This window comes from Blautia sp. St.27G3 (assembly GCF_059728505.1).
This window is the reverse complement of record NZ_BAAGFO010000001.1, coordinates 1,055,654-1,078,942: the sequence shown is the minus strand read 5'-3', so window position 1 is coordinate 1,078,942 and position 23,289 is coordinate 1,055,654. Positions and strand designations below refer to the sequence as shown.

Annotated in this window: 35 protein-coding genes; all 35 read left to right on the top strand. The window is 45.0% G+C overall.

Annotation, left to right across the window (positions count from 1 at the left end; genetic code table 11):
* Positions 1–61 precede the first annotated feature (61 nt).
* The 35 genes from rpsJ to AC6I2O_RS04950 all read left to right on the top strand — a co-directional run bounded on the left by rpsJ (position 62) and on the right by AC6I2O_RS04950 (position 23,253).
* Positions 62–379 (top strand): 30S ribosomal protein S10, encoded by a 318-nt coding sequence (rpsJ, locus tag AC6I2O_RS05120; protein WP_120392502.1) that lies wholly within the window; start codon positions 62–64, stop codon positions 377–379.
* Between the two features lie 135 nt (positions 380–514).
* Positions 515–1,150, top strand: a complete 636-nt coding sequence (gene rplC, locus AC6I2O_RS05115; RefSeq protein WP_497742014.1) for a 50S ribosomal protein L3 — start codon at positions 515–517, stop codon at positions 1,148–1,150.
* A gap of 30 nt (positions 1,151–1,180) precedes the next feature.
* On the top strand, positions 1,181–1,801 hold the full coding sequence (gene rplD, locus AC6I2O_RS05110) for a 50S ribosomal protein L4 (protein ID WP_120392500.1): 621 nt from the start codon (positions 1,181–1,183) through the stop codon (positions 1,799–1,801).
* A complete protein-coding gene (gene rplW / locus AC6I2O_RS05105; RefSeq protein ID WP_120392499.1) occupies positions 1,801–2,100 on the top strand; it encodes a 50S ribosomal protein L23 in 300 nt (99 codons plus the stop codon). Before rplD ends, rplW begins: the two co-directional genes overlap by 1 nt.
* A 232-nt stretch (positions 2,101–2,332) precedes the next feature.
* Positions 2,333–3,175 (top strand): 50S ribosomal protein L2, encoded by an 843-nt coding sequence (gene rplB, locus AC6I2O_RS05100; protein WP_120392498.1) that lies wholly within the window; start codon positions 2,333–2,335, stop codon positions 3,173–3,175.
* 28 nt (positions 3,176–3,203) lie between these two features.
* On the top strand, positions 3,204–3,485 hold the full coding sequence (gene rpsS / locus AC6I2O_RS05095) for a 30S ribosomal protein S19 (RefSeq protein ID WP_120392497.1): 282 nt from the start codon (positions 3,204–3,206) through the stop codon (positions 3,483–3,485).
* A 256-nt stretch (positions 3,486–3,741) separates the two neighbouring features.
* Complete coding sequence (gene rplV / locus AC6I2O_RS05090; protein ID WP_120392496.1) at positions 3,742–4,128, top strand: 50S ribosomal protein L22; 387 nt, start codon at positions 3,742–3,744, stop codon at positions 4,126–4,128.
* Between the two features lie 11 nt (positions 4,129–4,139).
* Positions 4,140–4,790 carry a 30S ribosomal protein S3 gene (rpsC, locus tag AC6I2O_RS05085; RefSeq protein ID WP_120392495.1) on the top strand — a complete coding sequence of 217 codons (651 nt, stop codon included), beginning with the start codon at positions 4,140–4,142 and terminating at the stop codon, positions 4,788–4,790.
* A gap of 2 nt (positions 4,791–4,792) precedes the next feature.
* A complete protein-coding gene (gene rplP, locus AC6I2O_RS05080; protein WP_120392494.1) occupies positions 4,793–5,230 on the top strand; it encodes a 50S ribosomal protein L16 in 438 nt (145 codons plus the stop codon).
* Positions 5,220–5,423 (top strand): 50S ribosomal protein L29, encoded by a 204-nt coding sequence (gene rpmC / locus AC6I2O_RS05075; protein WP_120392493.1) that lies wholly within the window; start codon positions 5,220–5,222, stop codon positions 5,421–5,423. Before rplP ends, rpmC begins: the two co-directional genes overlap by 11 nt.
* Positions 5,424–5,459: 36 nt before the next feature.
* Entirely contained in the window at positions 5,460–5,714 is a 255-nt protein-coding gene (gene rpsQ, locus AC6I2O_RS05070; protein ID WP_120392492.1) for a 30S ribosomal protein S17, read from the top strand.
* Between the two features lie 18 nt (positions 5,715–5,732).
* The gene (rplN, locus tag AC6I2O_RS05065) at positions 5,733–6,101 is read left to right on the top strand and encodes a 50S ribosomal protein L14 (protein WP_120392491.1); all 369 of its coding nucleotides are present in this window, start codon (positions 5,733–5,735) and stop codon (positions 6,099–6,101) included.
* Between the two features lie 14 nt (positions 6,102–6,115).
* On the top strand, positions 6,116–6,415 hold the full coding sequence (gene rplX, locus AC6I2O_RS05060; protein ID WP_120392490.1) for a 50S ribosomal protein L24: 300 nt from the start codon (positions 6,116–6,118) through the stop codon (positions 6,413–6,415).
* A gap of 22 nt (positions 6,416–6,437) precedes the next feature.
* Positions 6,438–6,977 (top strand): 50S ribosomal protein L5, encoded by a 540-nt coding sequence (gene rplE, locus AC6I2O_RS05055; RefSeq protein WP_120392489.1) that lies wholly within the window; start codon positions 6,438–6,440, stop codon positions 6,975–6,977.
* Positions 6,978–7,005: 28 nt separating this feature from the next.
* Positions 7,006–7,191 (top strand): type Z 30S ribosomal protein S14, encoded by a 186-nt coding sequence (locus tag AC6I2O_RS05050; protein WP_120392488.1) that lies wholly within the window; start codon positions 7,006–7,008, stop codon positions 7,189–7,191.
* A 209-nt stretch (positions 7,192–7,400) separates the two neighbouring features.
* The gene (gene rpsH, locus AC6I2O_RS05045) at positions 7,401–7,802 is read left to right on the top strand and encodes a 30S ribosomal protein S8 (RefSeq protein ID WP_120392487.1); all 402 of its coding nucleotides are present in this window, start codon (positions 7,401–7,403) and stop codon (positions 7,800–7,802) included.
* A 359-nt stretch (positions 7,803–8,161) separates the two neighbouring features.
* Positions 8,162–8,701 (top strand): 50S ribosomal protein L6, encoded by a 540-nt coding sequence (rplF, locus tag AC6I2O_RS05040; protein WP_120392486.1) that lies wholly within the window; start codon positions 8,162–8,164, stop codon positions 8,699–8,701.
* A gap of 18 nt (positions 8,702–8,719) precedes the next feature.
* A complete protein-coding gene (gene rplR, locus AC6I2O_RS05035) occupies positions 8,720–9,088 on the top strand; it encodes a 50S ribosomal protein L18 (protein WP_120392485.1) in 369 nt (122 codons plus the stop codon).
* 17 nt (positions 9,089–9,105) lie between these two features.
* Positions 9,106–9,615, top strand: a complete 510-nt coding sequence (rpsE, locus tag AC6I2O_RS05030; protein ID WP_120392484.1) for a 30S ribosomal protein S5 — start codon at positions 9,106–9,108, stop codon at positions 9,613–9,615.
* 12 nt (positions 9,616–9,627) lie between these two features.
* Positions 9,628–9,810, top strand: a complete 183-nt coding sequence (rpmD, locus tag AC6I2O_RS05025) for a 50S ribosomal protein L30 (RefSeq protein ID WP_120392483.1) — start codon at positions 9,628–9,630, stop codon at positions 9,808–9,810.
* 27 nt (positions 9,811–9,837) lie between these two features.
* On the top strand, positions 9,838–10,278 hold the full coding sequence (gene rplO / locus AC6I2O_RS05020) for a 50S ribosomal protein L15 (protein ID WP_120392482.1): 441 nt from the start codon (positions 9,838–9,840) through the stop codon (positions 10,276–10,278).
* Position 10,279: 1 nt separating this feature from the next.
* On the top strand, positions 10,280–11,593 hold the full coding sequence (gene secY, locus AC6I2O_RS05015) for a preprotein translocase subunit SecY (protein ID WP_497742010.1): 1,314 nt from the start codon (positions 10,280–10,282) through the stop codon (positions 11,591–11,593).
* 172 nt (positions 11,594–11,765) lie between these two features.
* Positions 11,766–12,410, top strand: coding sequence for an adenylate kinase (locus tag AC6I2O_RS05010; RefSeq protein ID WP_120392480.1), 645 nt, complete (start codon positions 11,766–11,768; stop codon positions 12,408–12,410).
* A gap of 3 nt (positions 12,411–12,413) precedes the next feature.
* Entirely contained in the window at positions 12,414–13,199 is a 786-nt protein-coding gene (gene map, locus AC6I2O_RS05005; protein WP_120392479.1) for a type I methionyl aminopeptidase, read from the top strand.
* 59 nt (positions 13,200–13,258) lie between these two features.
* Positions 13,259–13,558, top strand: a complete 300-nt coding sequence (locus AC6I2O_RS05000) for a KOW domain-containing RNA-binding protein (protein WP_497742009.1) — start codon at positions 13,259–13,261, stop codon at positions 13,556–13,558.
* 49 nt (positions 13,559–13,607) lie between these two features.
* Positions 13,608–13,826, top strand: a complete 219-nt coding sequence (infA, locus tag AC6I2O_RS04995; protein WP_087222625.1) for a translation initiation factor IF-1 — start codon at positions 13,608–13,610, stop codon at positions 13,824–13,826.
* A gap of 263 nt (positions 13,827–14,089) precedes the next feature.
* Positions 14,090–15,865, top strand: coding sequence for a type III secretion system chaperone family protein (locus AC6I2O_RS04990; protein ID WP_120392477.1), 1,776 nt, complete (start codon positions 14,090–14,092; stop codon positions 15,863–15,865).
* Between the two features lie 103 nt (positions 15,866–15,968).
* Positions 15,969–17,636: a sensor histidine kinase gene (locus AC6I2O_RS04985; protein WP_497742007.1), complete on the top strand. Its 1,668-nt coding sequence runs from the start codon at positions 15,969–15,971 to the stop codon at positions 17,634–17,636.
* A 54-nt stretch (positions 17,637–17,690) separates the two neighbouring features.
* Positions 17,691–19,142, top strand: a complete 1,452-nt coding sequence (locus tag AC6I2O_RS04980) for an ABC transporter substrate-binding protein (RefSeq protein ID WP_497742006.1) — start codon at positions 17,691–17,693, stop codon at positions 19,140–19,142.
* Positions 19,100–19,888, top strand: coding sequence for a response regulator transcription factor (locus AC6I2O_RS04975; RefSeq protein WP_497742005.1), 789 nt, complete (start codon positions 19,100–19,102; stop codon positions 19,886–19,888). Before AC6I2O_RS04980 ends, AC6I2O_RS04975 begins: the two co-directional genes overlap by 43 nt.
* A 151-nt stretch (positions 19,889–20,039) precedes the next feature.
* Entirely contained in the window at positions 20,040–20,153 is a 114-nt protein-coding gene (gene rpmJ / locus AC6I2O_RS04970; RefSeq protein WP_003022746.1) for a 50S ribosomal protein L36, read from the top strand.
* 383 nt (positions 20,154–20,536) lie between these two features.
* Positions 20,537–20,905 (top strand): 30S ribosomal protein S13, encoded by a 369-nt coding sequence (gene rpsM, locus AC6I2O_RS04965; protein WP_120392473.1) that lies wholly within the window; start codon positions 20,537–20,539, stop codon positions 20,903–20,905.
* Positions 20,906–20,955: 50 nt separating this feature from the next.
* A complete protein-coding gene (gene rpsK, locus AC6I2O_RS04960; RefSeq protein WP_120392472.1) occupies positions 20,956–21,354 on the top strand; it encodes a 30S ribosomal protein S11 in 399 nt (132 codons plus the stop codon).
* Positions 21,355–21,373: 19 nt separating this feature from the next.
* On the top strand, positions 21,374–21,967 hold the full coding sequence (rpsD, locus tag AC6I2O_RS04955) for a 30S ribosomal protein S4 (RefSeq protein ID WP_120392471.1): 594 nt from the start codon (positions 21,374–21,376) through the stop codon (positions 21,965–21,967).
* 326 nt (positions 21,968–22,293) lie between these two features.
* Entirely contained in the window at positions 22,294–23,253 is a 960-nt protein-coding gene (locus tag AC6I2O_RS04950) for a DNA-directed RNA polymerase subunit alpha (RefSeq protein WP_120392470.1), read from the top strand.
* The last annotated feature ends 36 nt before the right edge of the window (positions 23,254–23,289 follow it).

The following is a 23,289-nucleotide window of genomic DNA, read 5'->3' as shown; positions in this document are numbered from 1 at the left end:
AGAGTGTACAGTCACCGCTTGTCGTACTGAAACAAAGTGCGAAAAGGAGGCGACTTTTTTTATGGCAAGTCAGGTAATGAGAATTACATTGAAAGCGTATGACCATCAGTTAGTAGATGCGTCTGCTAAAAAAATCATCGAAACTGTAAAGAAGAACGGATCTCAGGTGAGCGGCCCTGTACCGCTTCCGACAAAGAAGGAAGTAGTTACGATTCTTAGAGCGGTTCACAAGTACAAAGATTCCAGAGAGCAGTTCGAGCAGAGAACGCATAAGAGACTGATTGATATCATCGCTCCGACCCAGAAGACAGTTGATGCGCTGTCCAGACTGGAAATGCCGGCAGGTGTCTACATTGACATCAAAATGAAGCAGAAATAAGCATTATATCATTACGAAGCAAATCCTATCAGGTTGATATAGAAGTAACATTATGAAGTTCCACTTATATCATGCTCTGTTCACTAGGATGATTGCCAGCAGGTAATCCGCTGTAGAAAAACAGGAGGTAAAGGAATGAAGAAAGCGATTTTAGCAACAAAAGTCGGAATGACTCAAATCTTCAGCGATGACGGAGTTCTCACTCCGGTAACTGTTCTTCAGGCAGGCCCGTGTGTTGTGACACAGGTTAAAACAGTCGAGAATGACGGTTACAGTGCAGTACAGGTTGGTTTTGTTGACAAGAGAGAGAAGCTGGTTGCAAAGCCGCAGAAAGGCTCTTTTGACAAGGCAGGCGTTTCTTACAAGAGATATGTAAGAGAGTTCAAATTTGAGGACGCTGAGAGCTACGAAGTAAAGCAGGAGATCAGAGCAGACGTGTTTGCAGCAGGCGACAAGATCGACGCAACTGCAATCTCCAAAGGTAAAGGCTTCCAGGGCGCAATCAAGAGACACGGACAGCACAGAGGACCGATGACACATGGTTCCAAGTATCATCGTCATGCAGGTTCCAATGGTGCAGCATCTGACCCGAGTAAGGTATTCAAGGGAAAGAAGATGCCTGGTCATATGGGCGCTAAGCAGATCACGGTTCAGAATCTTGAAGTGATCCGCGTAGACGCAGAGAACAATCTTATCTTAGTAAAGGGCGCTGTTCCGGGACCGAAGAAAGCACTTGTAACGATTAAAGAGACAGTGAAGTCCGGTAAATAAGCCTGAAATCAGGAAAGGAGGAAGACACAAATGGCAAACGTAGCTGTTTATAATATGGAAGGCAAAGAAGTTGGCACGATTGAGCTGAATGATGCAGTGTTTGGTGTGGAAGTAAATGAGCATCTCGTGCATCTTGCAGTTGTGAACCAGCTTGCAAATAAACGCCAGGGTACACAGAAAGCAAAGACACGTTCTGAAGTTTCTGGTGGCGGAAAGAAACCGTGGAGACAGAAAGGAACCGGTCACGCTAGACAGGGTTCAACAAGAGCTCCGCAGTGGACAGGCGGCGGAGTAGTATTTGCTCCGACACCGAGAAATTATACATTTAAGATGAACAAGAAAGAAAAGAGACTGGCTCTGAAGTCTGCACTGACCTCCAGAGTACAGGAGAACAAGCTGATTGTACTTGACGAGCTGAAACTTAGCGAGATCAAAACCAAGAACATGAAGGCAGTTCTGGATGCTCTGAATGTGAAGAAGGCTTTGGTTGTTTTGAATGAAAACGATCAGAACGTAGTTCTTTCTGCAAGAAATATCGTTGATGTAAAGACAGCCCTGACCAACACGATCAATGTATTCGATATTCTGAAATATAACACAGTAGTTGTTACAAAAGCTGCTGTAGCAGCAATTGAGGAGGTGTATGCATAATGGCAGATATTAGATATTATGACGTCATTCTCAAACCGGTAGTTACCGAGAAGAGCATGAATGCTATGTCAGAAAAGAAATACACATTCCTTGTTCATACAGATGCAACAAAGAATCAGATCAAAGAAGCTGTTCAGAAAATGTTTGACGGAACAAAGGTAAAGAGTGTCAACACTATGAACCTTGACGGTAAGAAGAGAAGACGTGGAATGGTAGTCGGAAAAACGGCAAAGACCAAAAAAGCAATCGTTACTCTGACTGAGGACAGCAAAGAGATCGAGATCTTCGAGGGCTTATAAGACTTGACGAAACCAAGTCGAAGACGCAGGTTGAGTCCTAGTCGGAGCCCGTTCGCGAACCTTAGCGAGGTGGAAGCCGAGCTTAGTTGAGCGAACCTACCCGTTGGGTGAGACTTGACGAAATCAAGTCGACCCTCATTCACAAACCTTAACGAGCGCAGGACGCGCGTTTGGTCGCGTGAAGGAATATATGCGGCGACGCATGATAATTAATATCGAAAGGAGAAACATCATGGGAATTAAGACCTATAACCCATATACACCTTCCAGAAGACACATGACCGGTCTGGACAACGCTGAAATTACAAAGCATTCACCGGAGAAGGCTCTTCTGGTATCACTGCAGAAGCAGTCTGGACGTAATAACCAGGGTAAGATCACAGTGAGACACCGCGGAGGCGGTTCCAGAAAGAAATACAGAGTGATCGATTTCAAGAGAAATAAAGATGGTATTCCGGCAACGGTAATCGGAATCGAATACGATCCGAACAGAACAGCCAACATCGCACTGATCTGCTATGCAGACGGTGAGAAGGCATACATCCTTGCACCGCAGGGACTGAAAGACGGCATGAAGGTCATGAACGGACCGGAAGCAGAAGTACGTATCGGAAACTGCCTGCCGCTTTCCCAGATCCCGGTTGGTACTATGGTGCATAACATCGAGCTTTATCCGGGCCACGGCGGACAGATGGTACGTTCCGCTGGTAACGGAGCACAGTTGATGGCTAAGGAAGGCAAGTACGCAACACTGAGACTTCCGTCCGGTGAAATGAGAATGGTTCCGCTGAGCTGCCGCGCTACGGTTGGTGTAGTAGGAAACGCAGAACACAACCTGATCAACATCGGTAAAGCAGGAAGAAAACGCAACATGGGTATCCGCCCGACTGTTCGCGGTTCTGTTATGAACCCGAATGACCATCCGCATGGTGGTGGTGAAGGTAAGTGCGGTATCGGACGTCCGGGTCCGTGTACACCGTGGGGCAAACCTGCACTTGGTCTTAAGACGAGAGCAAAGAAGAAACATTCCAACAAGCTCATCGTAAGAAGACGCGACGGTAAAGCAATCAACTAATGTTCGAGAAAAATAAGGAGGTAAACCAATGGCTCGTTCACTGAAAAAAGGACCTTTCGCAGACGAAAGTTTACTGAAAAAAGTAGATGCCATGAATGCAGCAGGAAGCAAGCAGGTTATTAAGACCTGGTCACGCCGTTCCACAATCTTCCCGCAGTTCGTTGGACATACAATCGCTGTTCATGACGGAAGAAAGCATGTTCCGGTATATATTACAGAAGATATGGTTGGCCATAAACTTGGCGAATTCGTTGCTACCAGAACCTACAGAGGTCATGGCAAGGACGAAAAGAGATCTGGTGTAAGATAAAGATAAAATCCAGAAAATAAAGAGTGCAGCACGCCACAGATCGTCCCTGCGGGACTGGATGCTGCATAGCAGCAACCATCTGTGGCTTAGATGGGCATTCTGCCCATCTTCAAAATGAAAAATACAGCCTTTTGCAAGCGCGCTTGCACAGTCTGTTTTTTCATTTTGCTGCTGCTTCAATTTCGAAATAAAATCAGTCCGCCCGGGGAGGGCGTTGCGGGGCAAAAGCCCTGAGAATGGAAGGAGGCTACATCCAATGGCTAAAGGACATAGATCCCAAATTAAGAGAGAGAGAAATGCTCAGAAGGATACGAGACCGTCAGCAAAGCTGTCATACGCTCGTGTTTCTGTCCAGAAAGCATGTTATGTTTTAGACGCGATCAGAGGTAAAGATGTACAGTCAGCACTTGGTATTGTTACTTACAATCCGAGATATGCTTCTGAACTGATTGCAAAACTGTTAAAGTCAGCAATTGCAAACGCTGAAAACAACAACGGTATGAGTGCCGAGAACCTGTACGTAGAAGAGTGCTACGCAAACAAGGGACCGACAATGAAACGAGTAAGACCGAGAGCACAGGGCAGGGCTTACAGGATCGAAAAGAGAATGAGCCATATCACAATCGTGCTTAACGAGAAATAAGGAGGACAATCATGGGACAGAAAGTAAATCCACACGGTCTTAGAGTTGGCGTTATTAAAGACTGGGATTCCAGATGGTATGCAGAAGGTGATTTCGCTGACTGCCTGGTACAGGACCACGAAATCAGAAAATTCCTGAAAAAGAGATTATACAGTGCAGGTGTTTCCAAGATTGAAATCGAAAGAGCATCTGATCGCATCAAAGTTATCATCCACACAGCAAAACCGGGCGTTGTAATCGGTAAGGGTGGAGCTGAGATCGAAAAATTGAAAGCAGAGCTTCAGAAGCTTGTTGATAAAAAGCTTATTGTTGATATCAAAGAGATCAAGAGACCGGATAAGGATGCTCAGCTCGTTGCAGAGAATATTGCAGCACAGCTTGAGAACCGTGTTTCCTTCCGTCGTGCCATGAAGTCTACCATGAGCAGAACGATGAAAGCCGGCGCACTCGGTATCAAGACCTGCGCATCCGGACGTCTTGGCGGAGCCGATATGGCACGTACTGAGTTCTACAGTGACGGAACTATTCCGCTTCAGACACTGAGAGCAGATATTGACTATGGATTCGCTGAGGCAGATACAACCTACGGCAAAGTTGGCGTAAAGGTTTGGATCTACAAGGGCGAAGTACTTCCATCTAAAAAAGAAGGGAGCGATAAATAATTATGTTAATGCCAAAGAGAGTAAAACGTCGTAAACAGTTCCGCGGTTCCATGAAAGGAAAAGCGTTAAGAGGAAATACAATCTCCTACGGTGATTTTGGTCTTGTGGCTACTGAGCCGTGCTGGATCAGATCAAACCAGATTGAGGCAGCCCGTATCGCTATGACACGTTACATCAAGCGTGGTGGTAAGGTATGGATCAAGATTTTCCCGGATAAACCAGTAACAGCAAAACCGGCAGAAACACGAATGGGTTCCGGAAAAGGAACGCTGGAGTACTGGGTAGCAGTTGTAAAACCAGGCCGCGTAATGTTCGAGCTTGCAGGAGTTCCTGAGGAAGTTGCTCGTGAGGCATTGCGTCTTGCCATGCACAAGTTACCTTGCAAATGTAAAATCGTTTCTCGTGCAGACTTAGAAGGCGGTGATAACAGTGAAAATTAATAAGTATGTGGAAGATTTAAAGAACAAATCAGCTGCAGAATTAAATGAAGAATTAGTAGCTGCTAAGAAGGAACTTTTCAATCTGAGATTCCAGAATGCAACGAATCAGCTGGATAACACGAGCAGGATCAAAGAGGTTCGCAAGAACATCGCCAGAATTCAGACCGTTATCACAGAAAAAGCAAACGCTTAATCGGCGCAGTTCAGATTGAAGAAAGGAGAATTTTCCGTGGAAAGAAATCTTAGAAAAACCCGTACGGGTAAGGTTGTCAGTGACAAAATGGACAAAACAATCGTTGTTGCAGTAGAAGACCACGTAAGACATCCGCTTTACAACAAAATCGTAAAGAGAACTTACAAGCTGAAAGCTCATGACGAGAACAACGAATGCAATATCGGAGATACAGTAAAAGTTATGGAGACAAGACCGCTGTCAAAAGATAAGAGATGGAGACTTGTTGAAATCGTTGAAAAGGTTAAATAGTATAGGAGGTATATCAGCATGGTACAGCAGGAAACCAGACTGAGAGTTGCTGATAATACTGGTGCGAAAGAGCTTCTCTGCATCCGTGTTATGGGTGGTTCTACAAGAAGATATGCAAGTATTGGCGATATTATCGTTGCTTCTGTTAAAGATGCAACACCAGGTGGTGTTGTTAAAAAGGGTGACGTTGTAAAGGCTGTTGTAGTACGTACAGTAAATGGTGTTCGCCGTAAAGACGGTTCTTATATCAGATTTGATGAAAATGCAGCAGTTATTATCAAGGATGACCTGAATCCGAGAGGAACACGTATTTTTGGACCAGTAGCCAGAGAGCTTCGTGATAAGAAGTTCATGAAGATCGTTTCTTTGGCTCCGGAAGTATTATAAGGAGGGCCAAAAGAATGAATAAGATCAAGACAGGCGATACAGTTAAGGTAATCGCAGGCAAAGATAAAGGTAAAGATGGCAAGGTTCTGGCTGTAAAGGACGGCAAGGTACTCGTTGAGGGAATCGGCATGGTAACAAAGCATGCAAAACCGTCAGCAGCAAATCAGCAGGGCGGCATCGTGAACAAAGAGTCCTATATCGATGCATCCAATGTTATGTACCTTCATAAAGGTAAGGCAACAAGAGTTGGTTTTAAGATGGATGGAGATAAAAAAGTCCGCGTAGCAAAATCTACCGGCGAAGTGATTAACTAAGTAGGAGAGGAGGTTGCACAAGTTGAGCAGACTGAAAGAGATTTATCAAAATGAGATCGTAGATGCTATGATCAAAAAATTCGGATATAAAAATATTATGGAAGTTCCGAAGCTTGACAAGGTTGTAATCAACATGGGTGTTGGTGAAGCCAAGGACAATGCGAAGGTTCTGGAATCTGCTGTAAAGGATATGGAAACAATTACCGGCCAGAAGGCAGTTCTTACAAAGGCTAAAAATTCCGTTGCAAACTTCAAGATCAGAGAAGGTATGGCAATTGGTTGCAAAACTACACTTCGTGGTGAGAAGATGTATGATTTCGTAGACCGCCTGATCAATCTTGCACTGCCGCGTGTACGTGACTTCAGAGGTGTAAACCCGAACGCATTCGACGGTAGAGGAAACTATGCTCTTGGTATCAAAGAGCAGCTGATCTTCCCGGAAATCGAGTACGATAAGATCGATAAAGTCAGAGGTATGGATGTAATCTTCGTTACAACTGCCAAGACAGATGAAGAAGCCCGTGAATTGTTGAGATTATTCAATATGCCGTTTACGAAATAAAAAGACAGCATAGTAGGAGGAAAATTTCATGGCAAAGACAGCAATGAAAATCAAACAGCAGCGCACACCGAAGTTCTCCACGAGAGCATATACACGCTGCAGAATCTGCGGACGTCCGCATTCCGTTCTGAGAAAATATGGCATCTGCCGTGTATGCTTCCGTGAACTGGCATACAAAGGACAGATCCCGGGAGTAAAAAAAGCAAGCTGGTGACCGAAAGCAGCTTAGTGAATTCGAGCCGAAGGCGAAGAATGAACTTAGCGCGAGGTCGTTCCTGAGCCTTAACGAATGCAAGCTGGTAAGCGCAGCATGAGTTTAGTTGAAGGAACATACCCCTTCTTTAGATAGTGGGCAGCCAAGATATATAACAAACCAAAACAACAACATGACATGAAAAGTCTGAAAAACAGGAGGAAACTATCATGACAATGAGCGATCCGATTGCAGATATGCTTACAAGAATCCGTAACGCAAATACTGCAAAACACGATACCGTAGATGTACCGTCATCCAAAATGAAACTTGCAATCGCAAACATTCTTCTGGACGAAGGATACATCAAAAAATATGACCTGATCGAGGATGGAGTTGTAAAGACAATTCATATCACTCTGAAATATGGTGCTGACAAGAACGAAAAAATTATTACAGGTATTAAGAGAATCTCTAAGCCGGGTCTTCGCGTATACGCAGGCAAAGAGAATCTTCCGAGAGTACTTGGTGGTCTGGGTGTAGCGATCCTTTCTACAAATCAGGGCGTTATCACAGACAAAGAGGCCAGAAAACTTCAGGTTGGCGGCGAGGTTCTTGCTTTCGTTTGGTAGGCATTGAACACAATGAGCTGAAGGCGAAATTTGAGTTTAGTGAGAAAGCCGTTCGCGAACCTTAGCGAGTGCAAGTCGACAGGCGCAGCAAGAGCTTAGTCGAAGGAAGACACCTCGTAATAGTTAGTAATTCCGTCATGCAGGTCGCAGACCGCCTGCTACGCAGGCTATCCGCTGCTTTGCAGCTCCTGTCTGCGACTCACTGGGCGTCCCGCCCAGCTGTCAAAACAGTTATACAGTCTCCGGCAAATAAATTTGCCGAGCCTGTCTCCCTGTTTTTCTGCATGACTGGACTTGTATACTGAAAACAGAGAAGGCGTTCTGCCTTCTCCGAAAATCTAAGTAAGGAGGAAAAAGGCATGTCACGTATAGGAAGAATGCCAATCGCAATTCCGGCAGGCGTTACTGTTACGATTGCAGAAGGTAACAAGGTTACCACAAAAGGACCGAAGGGAACTCTGGAAAGAGTACTTCCGAAGGAAATGGAAATTAAAATGGAAGATGGTCACGTAGTAGTTACCAGACCAAACGATCTGAAGAGAATGAAATCTCTCCATGGTCTTACCAGAACACTGATTCACAACATGGTAGTTGGTGTAAGCGAAGGTTATACCAAGACTTTGGAAGTAAACGGTGTTGGTTATAAAGCTCAGAAGAGCGGCAAGAAGCTGACGCTGTCTCTTGGATATTCACATCCGGTAGAGATGGAAGATCCGGACGGAATCGAAACAAAGGTTGATGGAAACAAGATTGTTGTTTCTGGTATCAACAAAGAGCAGGTTGGCCAGTACGCAGCCGAGATCAGAGAAAAGAGAAAACCGGAGCCGTATAAGGGTAAGGGTATCAAGTATGCTGACGAGGTAATCAGACGTAAAGTTGGTAAGACTGGTAAAAAATAAATAAGGAGAGTGTGAAGAATGGTTAGCAAAGAATCGAGAACTAAAGTTCGTTTGAATAAGCATAAAAGAATTCGTAATCGTTTCAGCGGCACTGCTGAAAGACCACGTCTTGCTGTGTTCAGAAGCAATAATCATATGTATGCACAGATTATTGATGACTCCGTTGGAAACACTCTGGCAGCTGCAAGCACACTTCAGAAAGAAGTGAAGGCAGAGCTGGAGAAGACCAACAACGTTGATGCAGCGGCTTATCTTGGAAAAGTTATTGCGCAGAAGGCTCTTGAAAAAGGAATCAAAGAGGTTGTTTTTGACAGAGGCGGATTTATCTATCAGGGCAAAGTAAAAGCACTGGCAGAGGCAGCAAGAGAAGCTGGGCTGGAATTCTAAGAGGGAGGAAAAGACACATGAGACATGAGATTATCGATCCGAATCAGTTCGAACTGACTGACAAGGTAGTGTCAATCAAGCGTGTATCTAAGACTGTAAAAGGTGGTCGTACCATGCGTTTTACAGCTCTGGTTGTTGTTGGTGACGGCAACGGACACGTAGGCGCCGGCCTTGGAAAAGCAACAGAAATTCCGGAAGCAATCCGTAAGGGCAAAGAAGATGCAATGAAAAAGCTGATCTGCATCCCGATGAATGAGGATGCCAGCGTACCGTACGATTTTACAGGAAAGTTTGGCGGCGCATCCGTACTGCTCCGCAAAGCCCCGCTTGGTACTGGTATCATCGCAGGTGGCCCGGCACGTAATGTTCTGGAGATCGCAGGTATTAAAAATATCCGTGCAAAATCACTTGGTTCCAACAATAAGCAGAACGTTGTTCTTGCAACACTGGAAGCGCTGAAGCAGATGAAATCTCCGGAGGAAGTTGCCAGACTTCGCGGAAAATCTGTAGAAGAGATTCTGGGTTAGGAGGTTTGAACGATGGCAGATAAATTAAAAATCACATTAGTTAAATCACCGATCGGTGCGATTCCGAAGCATCGTGCAACAGTTAAGGCACTTGGCCTTACAAAGATGCACAAAACGGTGGAGCTTCCGAACAATGATGCGGTAAAAGGCATGATTGCTCAGGTTTGCCATATGGTTAAGGTAGAAGAAGCATAAATAATATTCAGATAAGGAGGTGCCATAATGGATTTATCAAACTTAAAACCAGCTGCAGGTTCCGTACACAGCGATAATTTCAGAAGAGGACGTGGTCACGCTTCCGGAAACGGTAAAACAGCAGGTAAGGGACATAAAGGTCAGAAAGCACGTTCAGGCGCACCGAGAATTGGTTTCGAAGGTGGACAGATGCCTTTGTACAGACGTCTCCCGAAGAGAGGCTTCACGAACAGAAATACTCTGGAAATTGAAGCAATCAACATGGGCGCACTGGAAGTATTTGATAACGGTACAGAGGTTACGATTGAGAAACTCATCGAGACCGGTATCGTAAAGAGTGTGAAAGACGGCGTGAAAGTACTTGGCGGCGGAACACTGACAAAGAAACTGACTGTAAAGGTAAATGCTTTCAGTGAAAGCGCAAAAACGAAAATCGAAGAGCTCGGTGGAAAAGCAGAGGTGATCTAATATGTTAGAGACACTGAAGAATGCGTTTAGAGTTAAAGACATTCGCAAAAAGCTTTTTTTCACTTTTTGCATGATTATTGTGATTCGGCTTGGCTCACAGCTTCCGGTACCCGGAGTAAACAGAAGTTATTTTTCACAGTGGTTTGCACAGCAGTCCAATGATGCATTTAATTTCTTCTCTGCATTCACCGGTGGCTCCTTCGAGAAAATGTCAATTTTTGCGTTGAGCATTACGCCGTATATTACTTCATCCATTATTATACAGCTCCTCACCATTGCCATTCCGGCATTGGAGGAGATGCATAAGGATGGAGAAGATGGTCGTAAGAAGATTGCAACAATTACGCGTTACGTTACAGTTGTGTTGGCTCTCGTTGAGAGTACAGCTATGACCGTAGGCTTTGGACGTTCAGGTCTGATTCCGGATATGAATTTCTTAAAAGGACTTACTGTAGTTGTTGCACTCACAGCAGGAAGTGCTTTCCTGATGTGGATTGGTGAGCGAATCACAGAAAAGGGTGTAGGAAATGGTATTTCCATCGTCCTGATGGTCAATATTCTTTCCAGCATTCCGTCTGATATGACCGGATTGTTTGAAATGTTTGTAAAGGGCAAATCCATTGCTCACGGAGCACTGGCAGCGCTGATTATCGTAGCGGTTATTCTGGTTACTATCATTCTGGTAATTGTACTGAATGATGCGATCCGGAAGATTCCGGTGCAGTATGCAAAGAAGATGCAGGGCAGAAAGATGGTGGGCGGACAGTCTACATTTATTCCGCTGAAGGTCAATACCGCAGGCGTTATCCCGGTTATCTTTGCTTCCTCGCTGATGTCAATACCGCAGATTGTGATTTCCTTCTCAGGAGCAAATCCGACCGGAGTCGCAGCAACAATCATTGGAATGCTCAGCCAGGGCAACTGGTTTAATTTTAACAAACCGGTATATTCGATTGGTTTGGTTCTGTATATTGTTTTGATCGTATTTTTTGCTTATTTCTATACTTCAATCACCTTTAACCCGATTGAAGTTGCAGACAATATGAAAAAACAGGGCGGATTTATCCCGGGTATCCGGCCGGGCAAGCCAACGACAGATTACCTGAACAAAATTCTTGGATACCTTGTTTTCCTTGGTGCTGCAGGACTCATCATCGTAGTTCTGGTGCCGGTATTCTTTAACGGAGTATTCGGTGCACAGGTTTCCTTCGGAGGAACCTCTATCATCATCATTGTGGGTGTTATCCTTGAAACTTTAAAACAGATTGAATCCCAGATGTTAGTGCGTAACTACAAAGGCTTCTTATCAGAGTAGCAGGTTACGCCAGCAGGGAAATGCAAAAGATTCAGTGTACTTCTTCCGGTTGTATAGCAGCATGCCACCTGTGGCAGCTGTCATACAAGTGGAGGGAGTGCACTAAAATGTTATATAGATACAATTGCAAAATTGCTTTGTATCTGATTAGGAAAAGGTGGTATTTACAATTATGAAGATAGTCATGCTGGGAGCACCAGGCGCAGGGAAAGGTACACAGGCAAAAATGATTGCGGCAAAGTACGAAGTGCCGCATATTTCAACGGGGGATATTTTCCGCGCAAACATTAAAAATGGTACAGAGCTTGGAAGGAAGGCAAAAGAATATATGGACCAGGGGCTCCTTGTCCCGGATGAGCTGACGGTAGATCTTGTGATTGATCGTCTGAGTCAGGAAGATTGTAAAAAGGGTTATATTCTGGATGGTTTTCCGAGAACAATTCCGCAGGCGGAGGCATTGGATGCCGCGCTTGCAAAACGCGGAGAAAAGATGGATTATGCGATTGATGTGGATGTTCCGGATGAAAATATCGTGAACAGAATGTCGGGAAGAAGAGCTTGCACAGGCTGCGGAGCGACGTATCATATTGTACACAATCCGTCCGGCAAAGGCGATATTTGTGAGACTTGCGGTGAAGTGTTGGTGCTTCGTGACGACGATCAGCCGGAGACCGTTCAGAAGAGACTGACGGTCTATCATGATCAGACACAGCCGCTCATTGATTACTATACAACACAGGGCATTTTGAAGGCTGTGGACGGTACGCAGGATATGAATGATGTATTTACAGCAATCACAAAAATTCTGGAGGCGTAAATCATGGCAGTGACAGTGAAGTCTGCAAAAGAAATTGACCTGATGCGGGAGGCCGGAAGGCTTCTTGAGATTGTCCATAAAGAACTTGCAGATGCGATTCGTCCGGGTATTTCAACGCATGAATTGGATAAATTGGGAGAGCGTGTGATCCGCAGCTTCGGGTGTGAACCGAATTTTCTCAATTACAATGGTTATCCGGCATCGTTTTGTATTTCTGTGAATGATGAAGTGGTCCATGGAATCCCTTATAAAGAGAAGCTTCTGCAGGAGGGGGATATTGTGAGCATTGATGCAGGCCTGATTTATAAAGGTATGCATTCGGATGCTGCCCGTACTTATGGAGTGGGAAAGATTTCGCCGGAGGCACAGAAGCTGATTGATGTGACGAGGGAATCCTTTTTCAGAGGACTTGAATTTGCAAAGGCCGGAAACCGGCTGTATGAGATCTCAGCAGCAATCGGGGACTATGCAGAATCTTTTGGATATGGTGTGGTGAGAGACCTGGTTGGTCATGGCATAGGTCATGCGCTTCACGAGGATCCGCAGATTCCAAATTTCCGCCAAAAAAGCCGTGGTATTCGTCTTGTGCCGGGTATGACGCTTGCAATTGAGCCGATGATCAACGCCGGACGGGCAGATGTGGAATGGCTTGATGACGACTGGACCGTAGTGACAGAGGATGGAAGCTTGTCGGCGCATTACGAGAATACGATCCTGATCACAGAAGGCGAACCGGAGATTCTTACTTTAAGTGAGAACAGTCCGGAAGGGCGTAAGTTTCCGTTCTGAGACGGCACGCAGAGAAAAACGGTCAAATTTGCCGCCGGGATGCGGCACGGAGGAAGAACGTGAGGGAATGGAGATCAGAGATGCTGGCTGTCTCGAGAGCCGGGCATGATAAAGGTATCCTGTATGTGGTGTTGAAGGATGACGGCACATATTTCTGGCTGTCAGACGGCAGGCGGAGGCTTCTGGAGACGCCTAAGAAAAAAAAGCAGAAGCATGTACAGGTAATCAGACACCTGCCGGAGGAGATCCGGGTGCAGCTGCAGTCCATCACAATGGATGCCCACGTGAGACGAATCCTAAAGGATTACCAGAATCTGCAGGGAAGTGAAATATCAGGCTGCGAATCACAGGATATTTGATCCTCGCGGAAATAAACAGGAAATGTATAGTGTATGACAGGAGGTCTATATGTCAAAAGCAGATGTCATTGAAGTAGAAGGTACCGTACTGGAAAAACTGCCGAACGCCATGTTTCGGGTAGAGCTTGAAAACAAGCATGTGGTACTGGCGCATATCAGCGGAAAGCTTCGCATGAACTTTATCCGGATTCTTCCGGGCGATAAGGTTACGATTGAGCTTTCTCCGTATGATCTGACAAAGGGCAGAATTATCTGGAGAGATAAATAAAAGCGGTAAAATGCCGTGGGAATTTCAAATCAGACAAAGAGGGTGTTGCAAAATTGCTGACATCCTCTTTTTTATGTGCACAAAGCAGAAAGGAATATGCCACATATGCGGCCTGCCCCGCCACGGCGAGTAGGGGAAAATCTTCCCTACTCGATTGAAACAGATTATTATTTTAATAATTTTGCATATTATCTTGATAGTTCTTATCTTCTATTTTGTGTAAACTTTTTATATCAAAAAGCGAACAAAAAGGAGGTATTTTTATGAAGAGAACAGTTATTCAACGCGGTAGGCAGTTATTTTCGGCAGTAATAAGCGCCAGTATGCTATTGACCGGCGTAATGGTGGGAACGATATCTGCACAGGAGCAGACGCCGAAAGACGGGGCAGATGGACTGATGGTAGGAGTGGGCATGGAGGTGATTACGCCTACGTCAGACATGTATCCGACCACTTGGGGAAGCGGTAACAGAGGTTTTACGTTCATCGGTGCGGTGGAGGACATTTATGTACGCGTCATTGCTGTGAGCAATGCGGGCGAGAATGCTTCACCGGAGAATACTTCTCTGATCTTAAGCTTTGAGACAGGAAAAGGGCCTTATCCGGCGGAATTTATCGAAACGTTGAGCAGTGAAACAGGCGTACCGAAGGCTCAGGTTTTTTGGTCCACAACACATATGCATTCAGCTCCGGAGATTACAACGGCTGATTGGGCGGACGGGCTGGATATCGAGATACGGACGGATGACCCGGCAAATACGCTGGCAGATCTTGCAGCGAAAAATAAGGCAAAATGGGGCGCAATGGTAAAGAAGCAGATGGTTGCAGCTGCAGAAACGGCAATAGCGTCCATGGTGCCGGCGGAGGTATCCCTGGGTACCACAAACAGCTATATTAATGTAAACCGTGATACAAAGTACAGCAATAACCTGGTGCAGAATCCGTATGATCCACTCGGCGACCTGATTCCTGGAACCCTGGAAGGCTATAATGGAGAAGGGTTTTCTGACAAAACACTTTCCGTAGTAGAATTCAGAGAGCGCACAGGTGACAAGGAGCCGATCGCGTTTATCGTACATTACGCAATGCATAATACACTACTTTATGCGAATGACTATTTTAATCCGGACTATAATGAGGCGCACGGAGTAAGAATTGCAGAAGAAAGTGACATTGAGGAAGGCATTTATGATACGGAGCAGATCAAAAACACAGTTCTGAGTACAAAACTGGAGAAAAATGTTGCGTACTGTGAACCGTATGAAAAAAATTATCGAAGCATAGACGCTCTGGATGCGGCGGAAAACAAAGACGGACTGACATCAGCAAATGCGGCGGTTCATCCGGATATTGCAGGTCTCGTTTCACAGTACGTGGAGAAGAAATATCCGGGGGCAGTTGCGTTGTGGATGAGCGGTGCGGCAGGCGATCAGAACCCGGTTTTGCGCAATACCTTTAACTTTGAAAGCCCTTATACGGATTCTGTATTGGAGATTCCGGTTAATGGTGGTATGATTGAGACAGCCACTTATTATGCAGCCATTCAGTTTGAAGATGTACAAAGAGCAATTGCGCAGATCGAAAAAGAAAATGACTTTGTGTCAGACACACCGATTAGTTTTGCGTGGGGCAGAAGCGAGGTAGCTCCTATTGATGAGCTGTACTATGAAAAAGATAAGAAGACCGGAGAGTTTCTTGAGCCGACAGAGTATCCGATGGTTCAGTTGTTTATGACCGTTATGAGGCTTGGAGATATCACTTTTGCCGGTGTTCCGCATGAGCTTTATAATGCAATTGGCGTTGCAGTACGTGACGAAACCGTATGTGGAGATGCACCGACCGAGAATACGCTGGTTGTGAATCATTGCTGGACACATGCGGAGGAAGACAGCTATCGCAGCTATTATCCGGACGATGTGGCAATTTCCAACAACAGTCACCGTTGGGGCAAAGCGGTAAAATATCCGTCTGGCGTGATCAACGATGCGTTTAAAGACCTGCTTTCAGGGTTGTGGGAACAGGCGACAGCAGCAGAATAGAAGCTGCAAAACAGCACAAAGATTTTTATCTCTTACGTAAAGAGAGTGGCTGAATCGGCCGCTCTTTTTATGGATTTTGAAAATAAAAGGAGGATAGGCATTAATGGAATGGAAAAAGAAAGACAGATCGCCATGTTCTTTGCGCAGCAAGATGATATTTTGGATATTTGTATTTCTCTGTCCGATTTTGCTGATCCTCAGCATTGGAATGAACTGGATTTTCAAAGCCTTCCAGAATCAGATGATTGTAAATTATGAGGAATCGCTGAAGCCATTTGCGGTAGATATAGACAGAATCTTTTCTTCTGCGAAGAGGATTTTGTACAGTGAAACAAATTCTTCCGGAATTTTGGAGATCGAGCCGGGCAGCGGTATGGAGGCACTGGAGCAGATAGAAAGTGCAGGGGAGCATCTCACTGATTTACTGACAATGCAGGAGAAAATTGATGCGTTGTTTTGGCTGGGAGAGGAAACTATTGTTTTTGTACAGAATTATAACAGCTCCTATACAGAAAACAGAAAGGTAGCAGATGCTTTGTATGAAGCAGTCTGTCAGATTTCCGGGGAGGCGGTTCTGACCAGGGACATCTTTCAGGCTCTGCAGGTAGGAGAGACATTTTATTTTTATCTGGGAATTCCGATTGGAGGGAATCTGTTCGGGTGCTGGATATCAGAAGATCATTTATTTGAAAACATACGGAATACAGTGTTCCCGGGGGTTGAATCTGTGTTTTTTGCAGATATGGAAGGAAGACCACTGTTGGCGGAGGGAACCAGCGGAAAACAAAAAAGAGGGATTGAGACAAGCAGACAACTTTCGGAGGCACCGTTTTTTGTGACTGTTCTATGGAACGGAGATGTTGTGTATCAGACTTTGAAGCAGACGAAATGGCTGATGTTTATTATTATGGCAGCAGCATTTTGCCTCTTTTTGATTTATCTGATTTTTCTGCGTAGGGATCTTTTCCGTCCGCTCAGATATCTGACGAAGAATATTGACCGCCTTGGAAGCGGGGGAGAAAAGGAACTGCACCGGGATAAAAAGGAAACTGCGGAGTTTCAGCAGGTGTATCGTGCATTAATTGACATGGCAAATGATATTCGCAATCTGAGGATTGACATTTATGAAAAAGAGATTATAAACCAGAAGACACAGGTAGAATTGTATCAGCTTCAGATAAGACCCCATTTTTTTGTAAATGTACTGAATAATATGCGGTGCCTGACAAGAGAGGGAAAATCGGAGATGGCGGATGAGATGATCCGGTTGCTCATCTTTCACTGTCGATACGTACTGTATAGCAGTCAAACTGTTTTGCTGGATGAAGAGCTGACGTTTATCCGCAATTATATCCGGTTGCAGAATGTACAGCATAATGGCAGGTATACTCTGGAAATTTGCTGTGCAGAAGCATTTCTGGACTATGAGATACCGGTTCTTCTGATTCAGATACTGGTGGAAAATGCAATGAAACACAGTGGGGACAGCGTGGAAAATATCAGGATACGGATTGAGGCCAGGGAGGAGCAGGATGCTGGAAAACATTATCTGTGCATTTCCGTTGCAGATAATGGAGCAGGATTCTCCGAAGAGGCTCTCAGGTATTTGCTGGATGATGAGATAACGGCTGTACAGGATTGGGGACATGGGATAGGGATTCGCAACATCCGCAGGCGTTTAACGCTGTTTTATGGAGCTGATGCAGGAGTTCGGGTGCAGAATATGGAAGAAGGCGGTGCAAAAACAGAGGTGTTTTTTCCTGTTTCCTAGCAGAAAAGATGTCTATAAAACGAAAACGGGCTGTGTTTACGTATGGAGGGGGATATGAAAAGAGGAAAGATCATTTTAATGGTGGTTGTTATACTGAGCCTGGTTAGCAGGAAGGGGTATGGTCAGGAAAGTCCAGAGGAAATACTGTTGACAGCGCCCCTGTTTTTTGAGAATCGAATTCCGGAGGAGCTGACAGAAATTACGGAACTGGCAGATGAGATAGTGTATGGCAAAATCGGAGTCCATGTACGCTTTGTACCTGTACTTCGCCTGACCGGAAAGGATACGAGGCGGAACAAGGAAATGCTGCTACTGGAAAGAGAGGGGGCTGTTTTTGATCTGCTGCATGCCTCAATGAATGGTTATGAATTTGCGGAGATTACAGAGCTGGTAGCCGAATATGGAACAGATATTCTGGAACTATTCAAAAAAAACGGCCAGGATTTGCTGGAGGGAAATGAACTGAGATCCATTCCCTCGCTCGGGGATTATGTGAGCGGCCAGGGAATTGCGATGCGGAAGGATATTCTTGAAAAGTATAAAATATCTCTGGATTCTCTTCAAACTTATGCAGATTTTGATCAGCTTTTTGCATGGCTCGCGCCTTTGGAGGAGAGAATGAAAATGATCTGCAGCTACAGTACCAAAAGAGGACTTTTGTACCGATATACATGGAATGGATTTGAAAACACGGTATTTTGTGTGTCAGAAGATGACGGGGAAGTAGCAAATTGGTATGGGACACAGGACTACCGGGAGCTGGTACAGCTGTTTCGAAAGTGGTATGAACAAGGGTATTTGTATGAATATTCGGCTTTACAGGAGATACAGGCAGCTGATCTGGTGCGGTCAGGCATCCTATTTTCCTATGTGTGTGCTTATAAACCGGGAATAGAAACAGAGGTCAGCAATCACTGCGGCAGGAGTATGGTTGTAAAGGAGCTGACAAAGCCAATGATTACAAATGCTTCTCTGGAAAGGGGCTGTTGGGGTATTTCAAAAGAATGTGCTTACCCAGAGAAAGCGATGCAGCTGCTGAATCTTCTTTACACGGACCGAGATCTGATTAATCTGCTTGCGAATGGAATTGAAGGAGTACATTATAAAAAATGTGAAGATGATACGATCGTGCCTGCGGGCAGAGAAGGATTTTTTAACGATGCTTCTTGGATATTGCCTAACCAATATATGACAGATGTGAGGTATGGAGACGATGCACGGCTGTGGGATATGCTGGACTGTTATAACCGATCTGCTGTGGAAGCCCCGAATCTTTTTTTTGCTTTTGATGATACAGCGGTAAAGGCGGAAAATGCAGCGATAAATAAAATTGCATCCGAGTACACTTACGGATTGGAAAGCGGGCAGCTTGATCCGGATATTTATCTTCCAGAAATGCTGGGAAAAATGCAGGAGGCGGGAGAAACGCAGGTGTGTCTGGAATTATCCGGACAGTACCAGGCATGGAGAACAGAACAGAAGGAAAGAAACGGGGGAAAGAAATGAACGTGTTGATTGTTGATGATGATGTTCCATACCTGAATTCACTTTGCAGAGAGATTCACTGGAAGGCGCTTTTGGCCGAGGAAGTCTATACGGCAATGGGCGGGGCGGAGGCGATGGAAATTCTGCGTACCAGAGCGATTGATCTTTTGATTACTGATATCGAAATGCCGGGGAAATCAGGCCTGCATCTGCTTGATTGGTGCAGGGAGGAATCGTACCGTTGTATGACAATTATTCTTAGTAGCTTTCCGGACTTTTCTTATGCGCAGCGGGCAATTTCCCTTGGCGTATTCTCCTATCTGCTGAAAACAAGCGAGTATTCTGTCCTGGAAGACATGATCCGGCGCGCGATGGTAGAGCTTATGCGCCGCAGGGAGCAGCAGGAAGAGACATCAGAAGCACGTCAGCCAGGCCAGATTGAGAAGATTCGTTACTATATTTCAGAGCATATTTCGGAGGAAATCAACCGGAGCATGTTAGCAAAATACGTTGGGTTTTCACCGGAATACCTGTCCTCTTATTTTAAAAAGATGACAGGGCAGTCGCTGAACAGTTATATTAATTCCGAAAAAATATATTTTTCACAGAAAATGCTTTTACAGACCGACCTGCCGATCAGTATGATTGCGCAGAATCTGGGGTTTGAAACCTCGTCTTATTTCACAGCATTGTTTCGAAAGATGACAGGGATGACACCGCGGGAGTTCAGGAAAAAGAGGACAGGTGTGAAAGATCAATTATTTTAAGGATTTATGGGAAGCCTACATGATTCAGGAAAATTCTGCTTGCAATTTCAAAAAGCACGTATTATAATGATATCTGTACTTTTGTGGGCACGGGGATAGTGCGTCTATTCGTATGCTCAAAAACAGAACAAAGGTGAAAGGAGGATTAACCATGAAGGTTAGATCATCAGTGAAGCCAATCTGTGAAAAGTGTAAGGTAATCAAGAGAAAAGGAAGCATCCGTATTATCTGCGAGAACCCGAAGCACAAACAGAGACAGGGCTAATCACACAAAACGGCGGAATGACAGTGAGAAATTTTTCTGTGATAGGATATTAGAATCTTTTCTGGAAGAAGGATCACAGTCATAAATCAATATAACGATGGAATAAATGAGAATATGACTCTTTTATATAGATAGTCCGGATTTTATTTCGTTGCGATATTGCTTTTAATACCAGCTCAGGATTTGGCAGTACACGATTTTGTGCAAATACCGCTGGCGCAAAATGAGCATGTCATGCAAGAGTGTGCACATTCCTTACGGAACGCGCGGAAGTGTGTACGTGGATCGCACTCACAGCTTAATGAGATGGAAAGGTCACTTCGGTGGCTGGGCGGCTATGACTGCCCCAATTAGAGACAATAAGAAAATGGAGGAACAATTACATGGCTCGTATTGCTGGTGTAGACTTACCAAGAGAAAAACGTGCAGAAATCGGTTTGACCTATATCTACGGTATTGGTAGAACAAGCTCAAACAAGATTCTGGCTGCAGCGAATGTAAATCCTGACACACGCGTCAGAGATTTGACCGATGAGGAAGTTGCGAGAATCCGTGACATCATCGATGCGCATTATATGGTAGAAGGTGATCTCAGAAGAGATACAGCCCTCAACATCAAGAGACTGCAGGAAATCGGATGCTACAGAGGTATCCGTCATAGAAAAGGCCTTCCGGTTCGTGGTCAGAAGACAAAGACCAACGCAAGAACACGTAAGGGTCCGAAGAGAACAGTAGCTAATAAGAAAAAGTAAGCAGTTAACATACCCGTAAAAATTAAGAAGAAAGTAGGTTAGTTTAGATTATGGCAGCTAAAAAAGTTACAAAGAAAGTGACAAAAAAGCGCGTTAAGAAAAACGTTGAACGTGGACAGGCACATATCCAGTCATCCTTCAACAATACAATCGTTACTTTGACGGATGCACAGGGAAATGCTTTATCATGGGCAAGTGCCGGTGGTCTTGGATTTAGAGGTTCAAGGAAATCTACTCCGTATGCAGCACAGATGGCTGCAGAAACTGCTACAAAGGCAGCGTTAGTACATGGTTTAAAGACAGTAGACGTATTCGTAAAAGGACCGGGTTCAGGAAGAGAAGCAGCAATTCGTGCGCTTTCCGCAAATGGTCTTGAAGTAATCAGTATCCGCGACGTAACGCCGGTACCGCACAACGGATGTCGTCCGCCAAAACGCAGAAGAGTCTAATCAGGGAGGTCTAATAGAGATGGCAGTTAACAGAGTTCCTGTTCTTAAAAGATGCAGATCACTTGGTCTTGATCCGATTTATTTAGGAATAGATAAAAAATCCAACAGAGAGTTAAAGCGTGCGAATCGTAAGGTAAGCGAGTACGGCCTTCAGCTTCGCGAAAAACAGAAAGCAAAATTCATCTACGGCGTGTTAGAGAAACCGTTCCGTAACTACTACAAGAAAGCCGACAGAATGCAGGGACAGACAGGTACAAACCTGATGGTACTTCTGGAGAGCCGTCTGGACAACGTAGTATTCCGTCTTGGTTTTGCAAGAACAAGAAGAGAAGCAAGACAGATCGTTGACCACAAACACGTTCTTGTAAACGGCAAGCAGGTGAATATTCCGTCCTACCTGATCAAGGCAGGCGATACAATCGAAATCAAAGAGAAATGCAAAGGTTCTCAGAGATACAAAGACATTCTCGAGACAACAGGCGGACGCCTTGTTCCGGAATGGCTGGATGTAGATGCAGAAGCATTGAGAGGAACTGTAAAAGAGCTTCCGAGCCGTGAAGCCATCGACGTTCCGGTAAACGAAGTGCTTATCGTCGAGTTGTATTCAAAATAGTCGTGTAGGCATGAGCCGTGCAAAATCAGCGGGAGACAAAATGTGCGTTTACGTACATTTTTGTCAGCCGGTGATTTTATAGGGCGAAGCCCGCGCCTGACACATGGAACACTTGGTGAGGTGTTTTCGAGCCTAGTGTGAAAGCGTGTTGCGCAGATGGAGCGAAGCGGAATCGAAGGTGTACGACGAAGAAATTCGGCGGGGACACGGCGATTATATTCGTCAAGCTCGAGAACGCGAAGCAAGATCGAGGGTGTATGGCGGCCTATATTTTAGTATATGTAACTCCCTCAAAAAAGCAAACCCAGTTAAGGAGGGGCGAAATAGTGTTCGATTTCAACAGACCCAAAATTGAAATTGCAGAAATGTCAGAGGATAAAAGATACGGAAGATTTGTAGTGGAACCTCTTGAGAGAGGCTACGGTACGACCCTGGGAAATTCTCTGAGAAGAATCATGCTTTCTTCTCTGCCGGGAGCTGCTGTCAGCCAGGTTAAAATCGAAGGCGTACTGCATGAATTCAGCTCTATTCCTGGCGTGAAAGAAGACGTTACAGAGATTATTATGAATATTAAATCGCTGGCGATCAAAAACACCAGTGAGACGAATGAAGCCAAAATTGCGTATATTGAATTTGAAGGCGAAGGTGTGGTAACAGCGGCGGATATCCAGGTGGATCAGGACATTGAGATCATGAATCCGGACCAGGTAATCGCGACGCTGAACGGCGGTGCAGACAGCAAGCTTTATATGGAGCTTACGATTACAAATGGCCGCGGGTACATCAGTGCTGACAAAGGCAAGTCAGAGGATATGCCGATTGGTGTGATTGCAGTCGATGCAATTTACACACCGGTTGAGCGCGTGAACCTGACTGTAGAGAATACGCGTGTAGGTCAGATTACCGACTATGATAAGCTGACTTTGGATGTATATACAAATGCAACGCTGGAGCCGGACGAGGCTGTCAGCCTTGCTGCGAAGGTATTGAGCGAGCATTTAAGTCTGTTCATTGACCTTTCCGAGAATGCAAAATCGGCAGAGGTTATGATTGAGAAGGAAGACAACGAGAAAGAAAAAGTTCTTGAGATGAACATTGATGAGCTGGAGCTTTCCGTACGTTCTTTCAACTGTCTGAAGCGTGCAGGCATCAATACCGTAGAAGAGCTTTGCAACAGAACTTCCGAAGATATGATGAAGGTTCGTAATCTGGGCCGTAAATCTCTGGAAGAAGTACTTGGCAAGCTGAAAGAGCTTGGACTCTCGCTGAATCCGAGCGACGAGTAAGCTGGTGAAAGATTACACGATGGACTAGAAAGCATA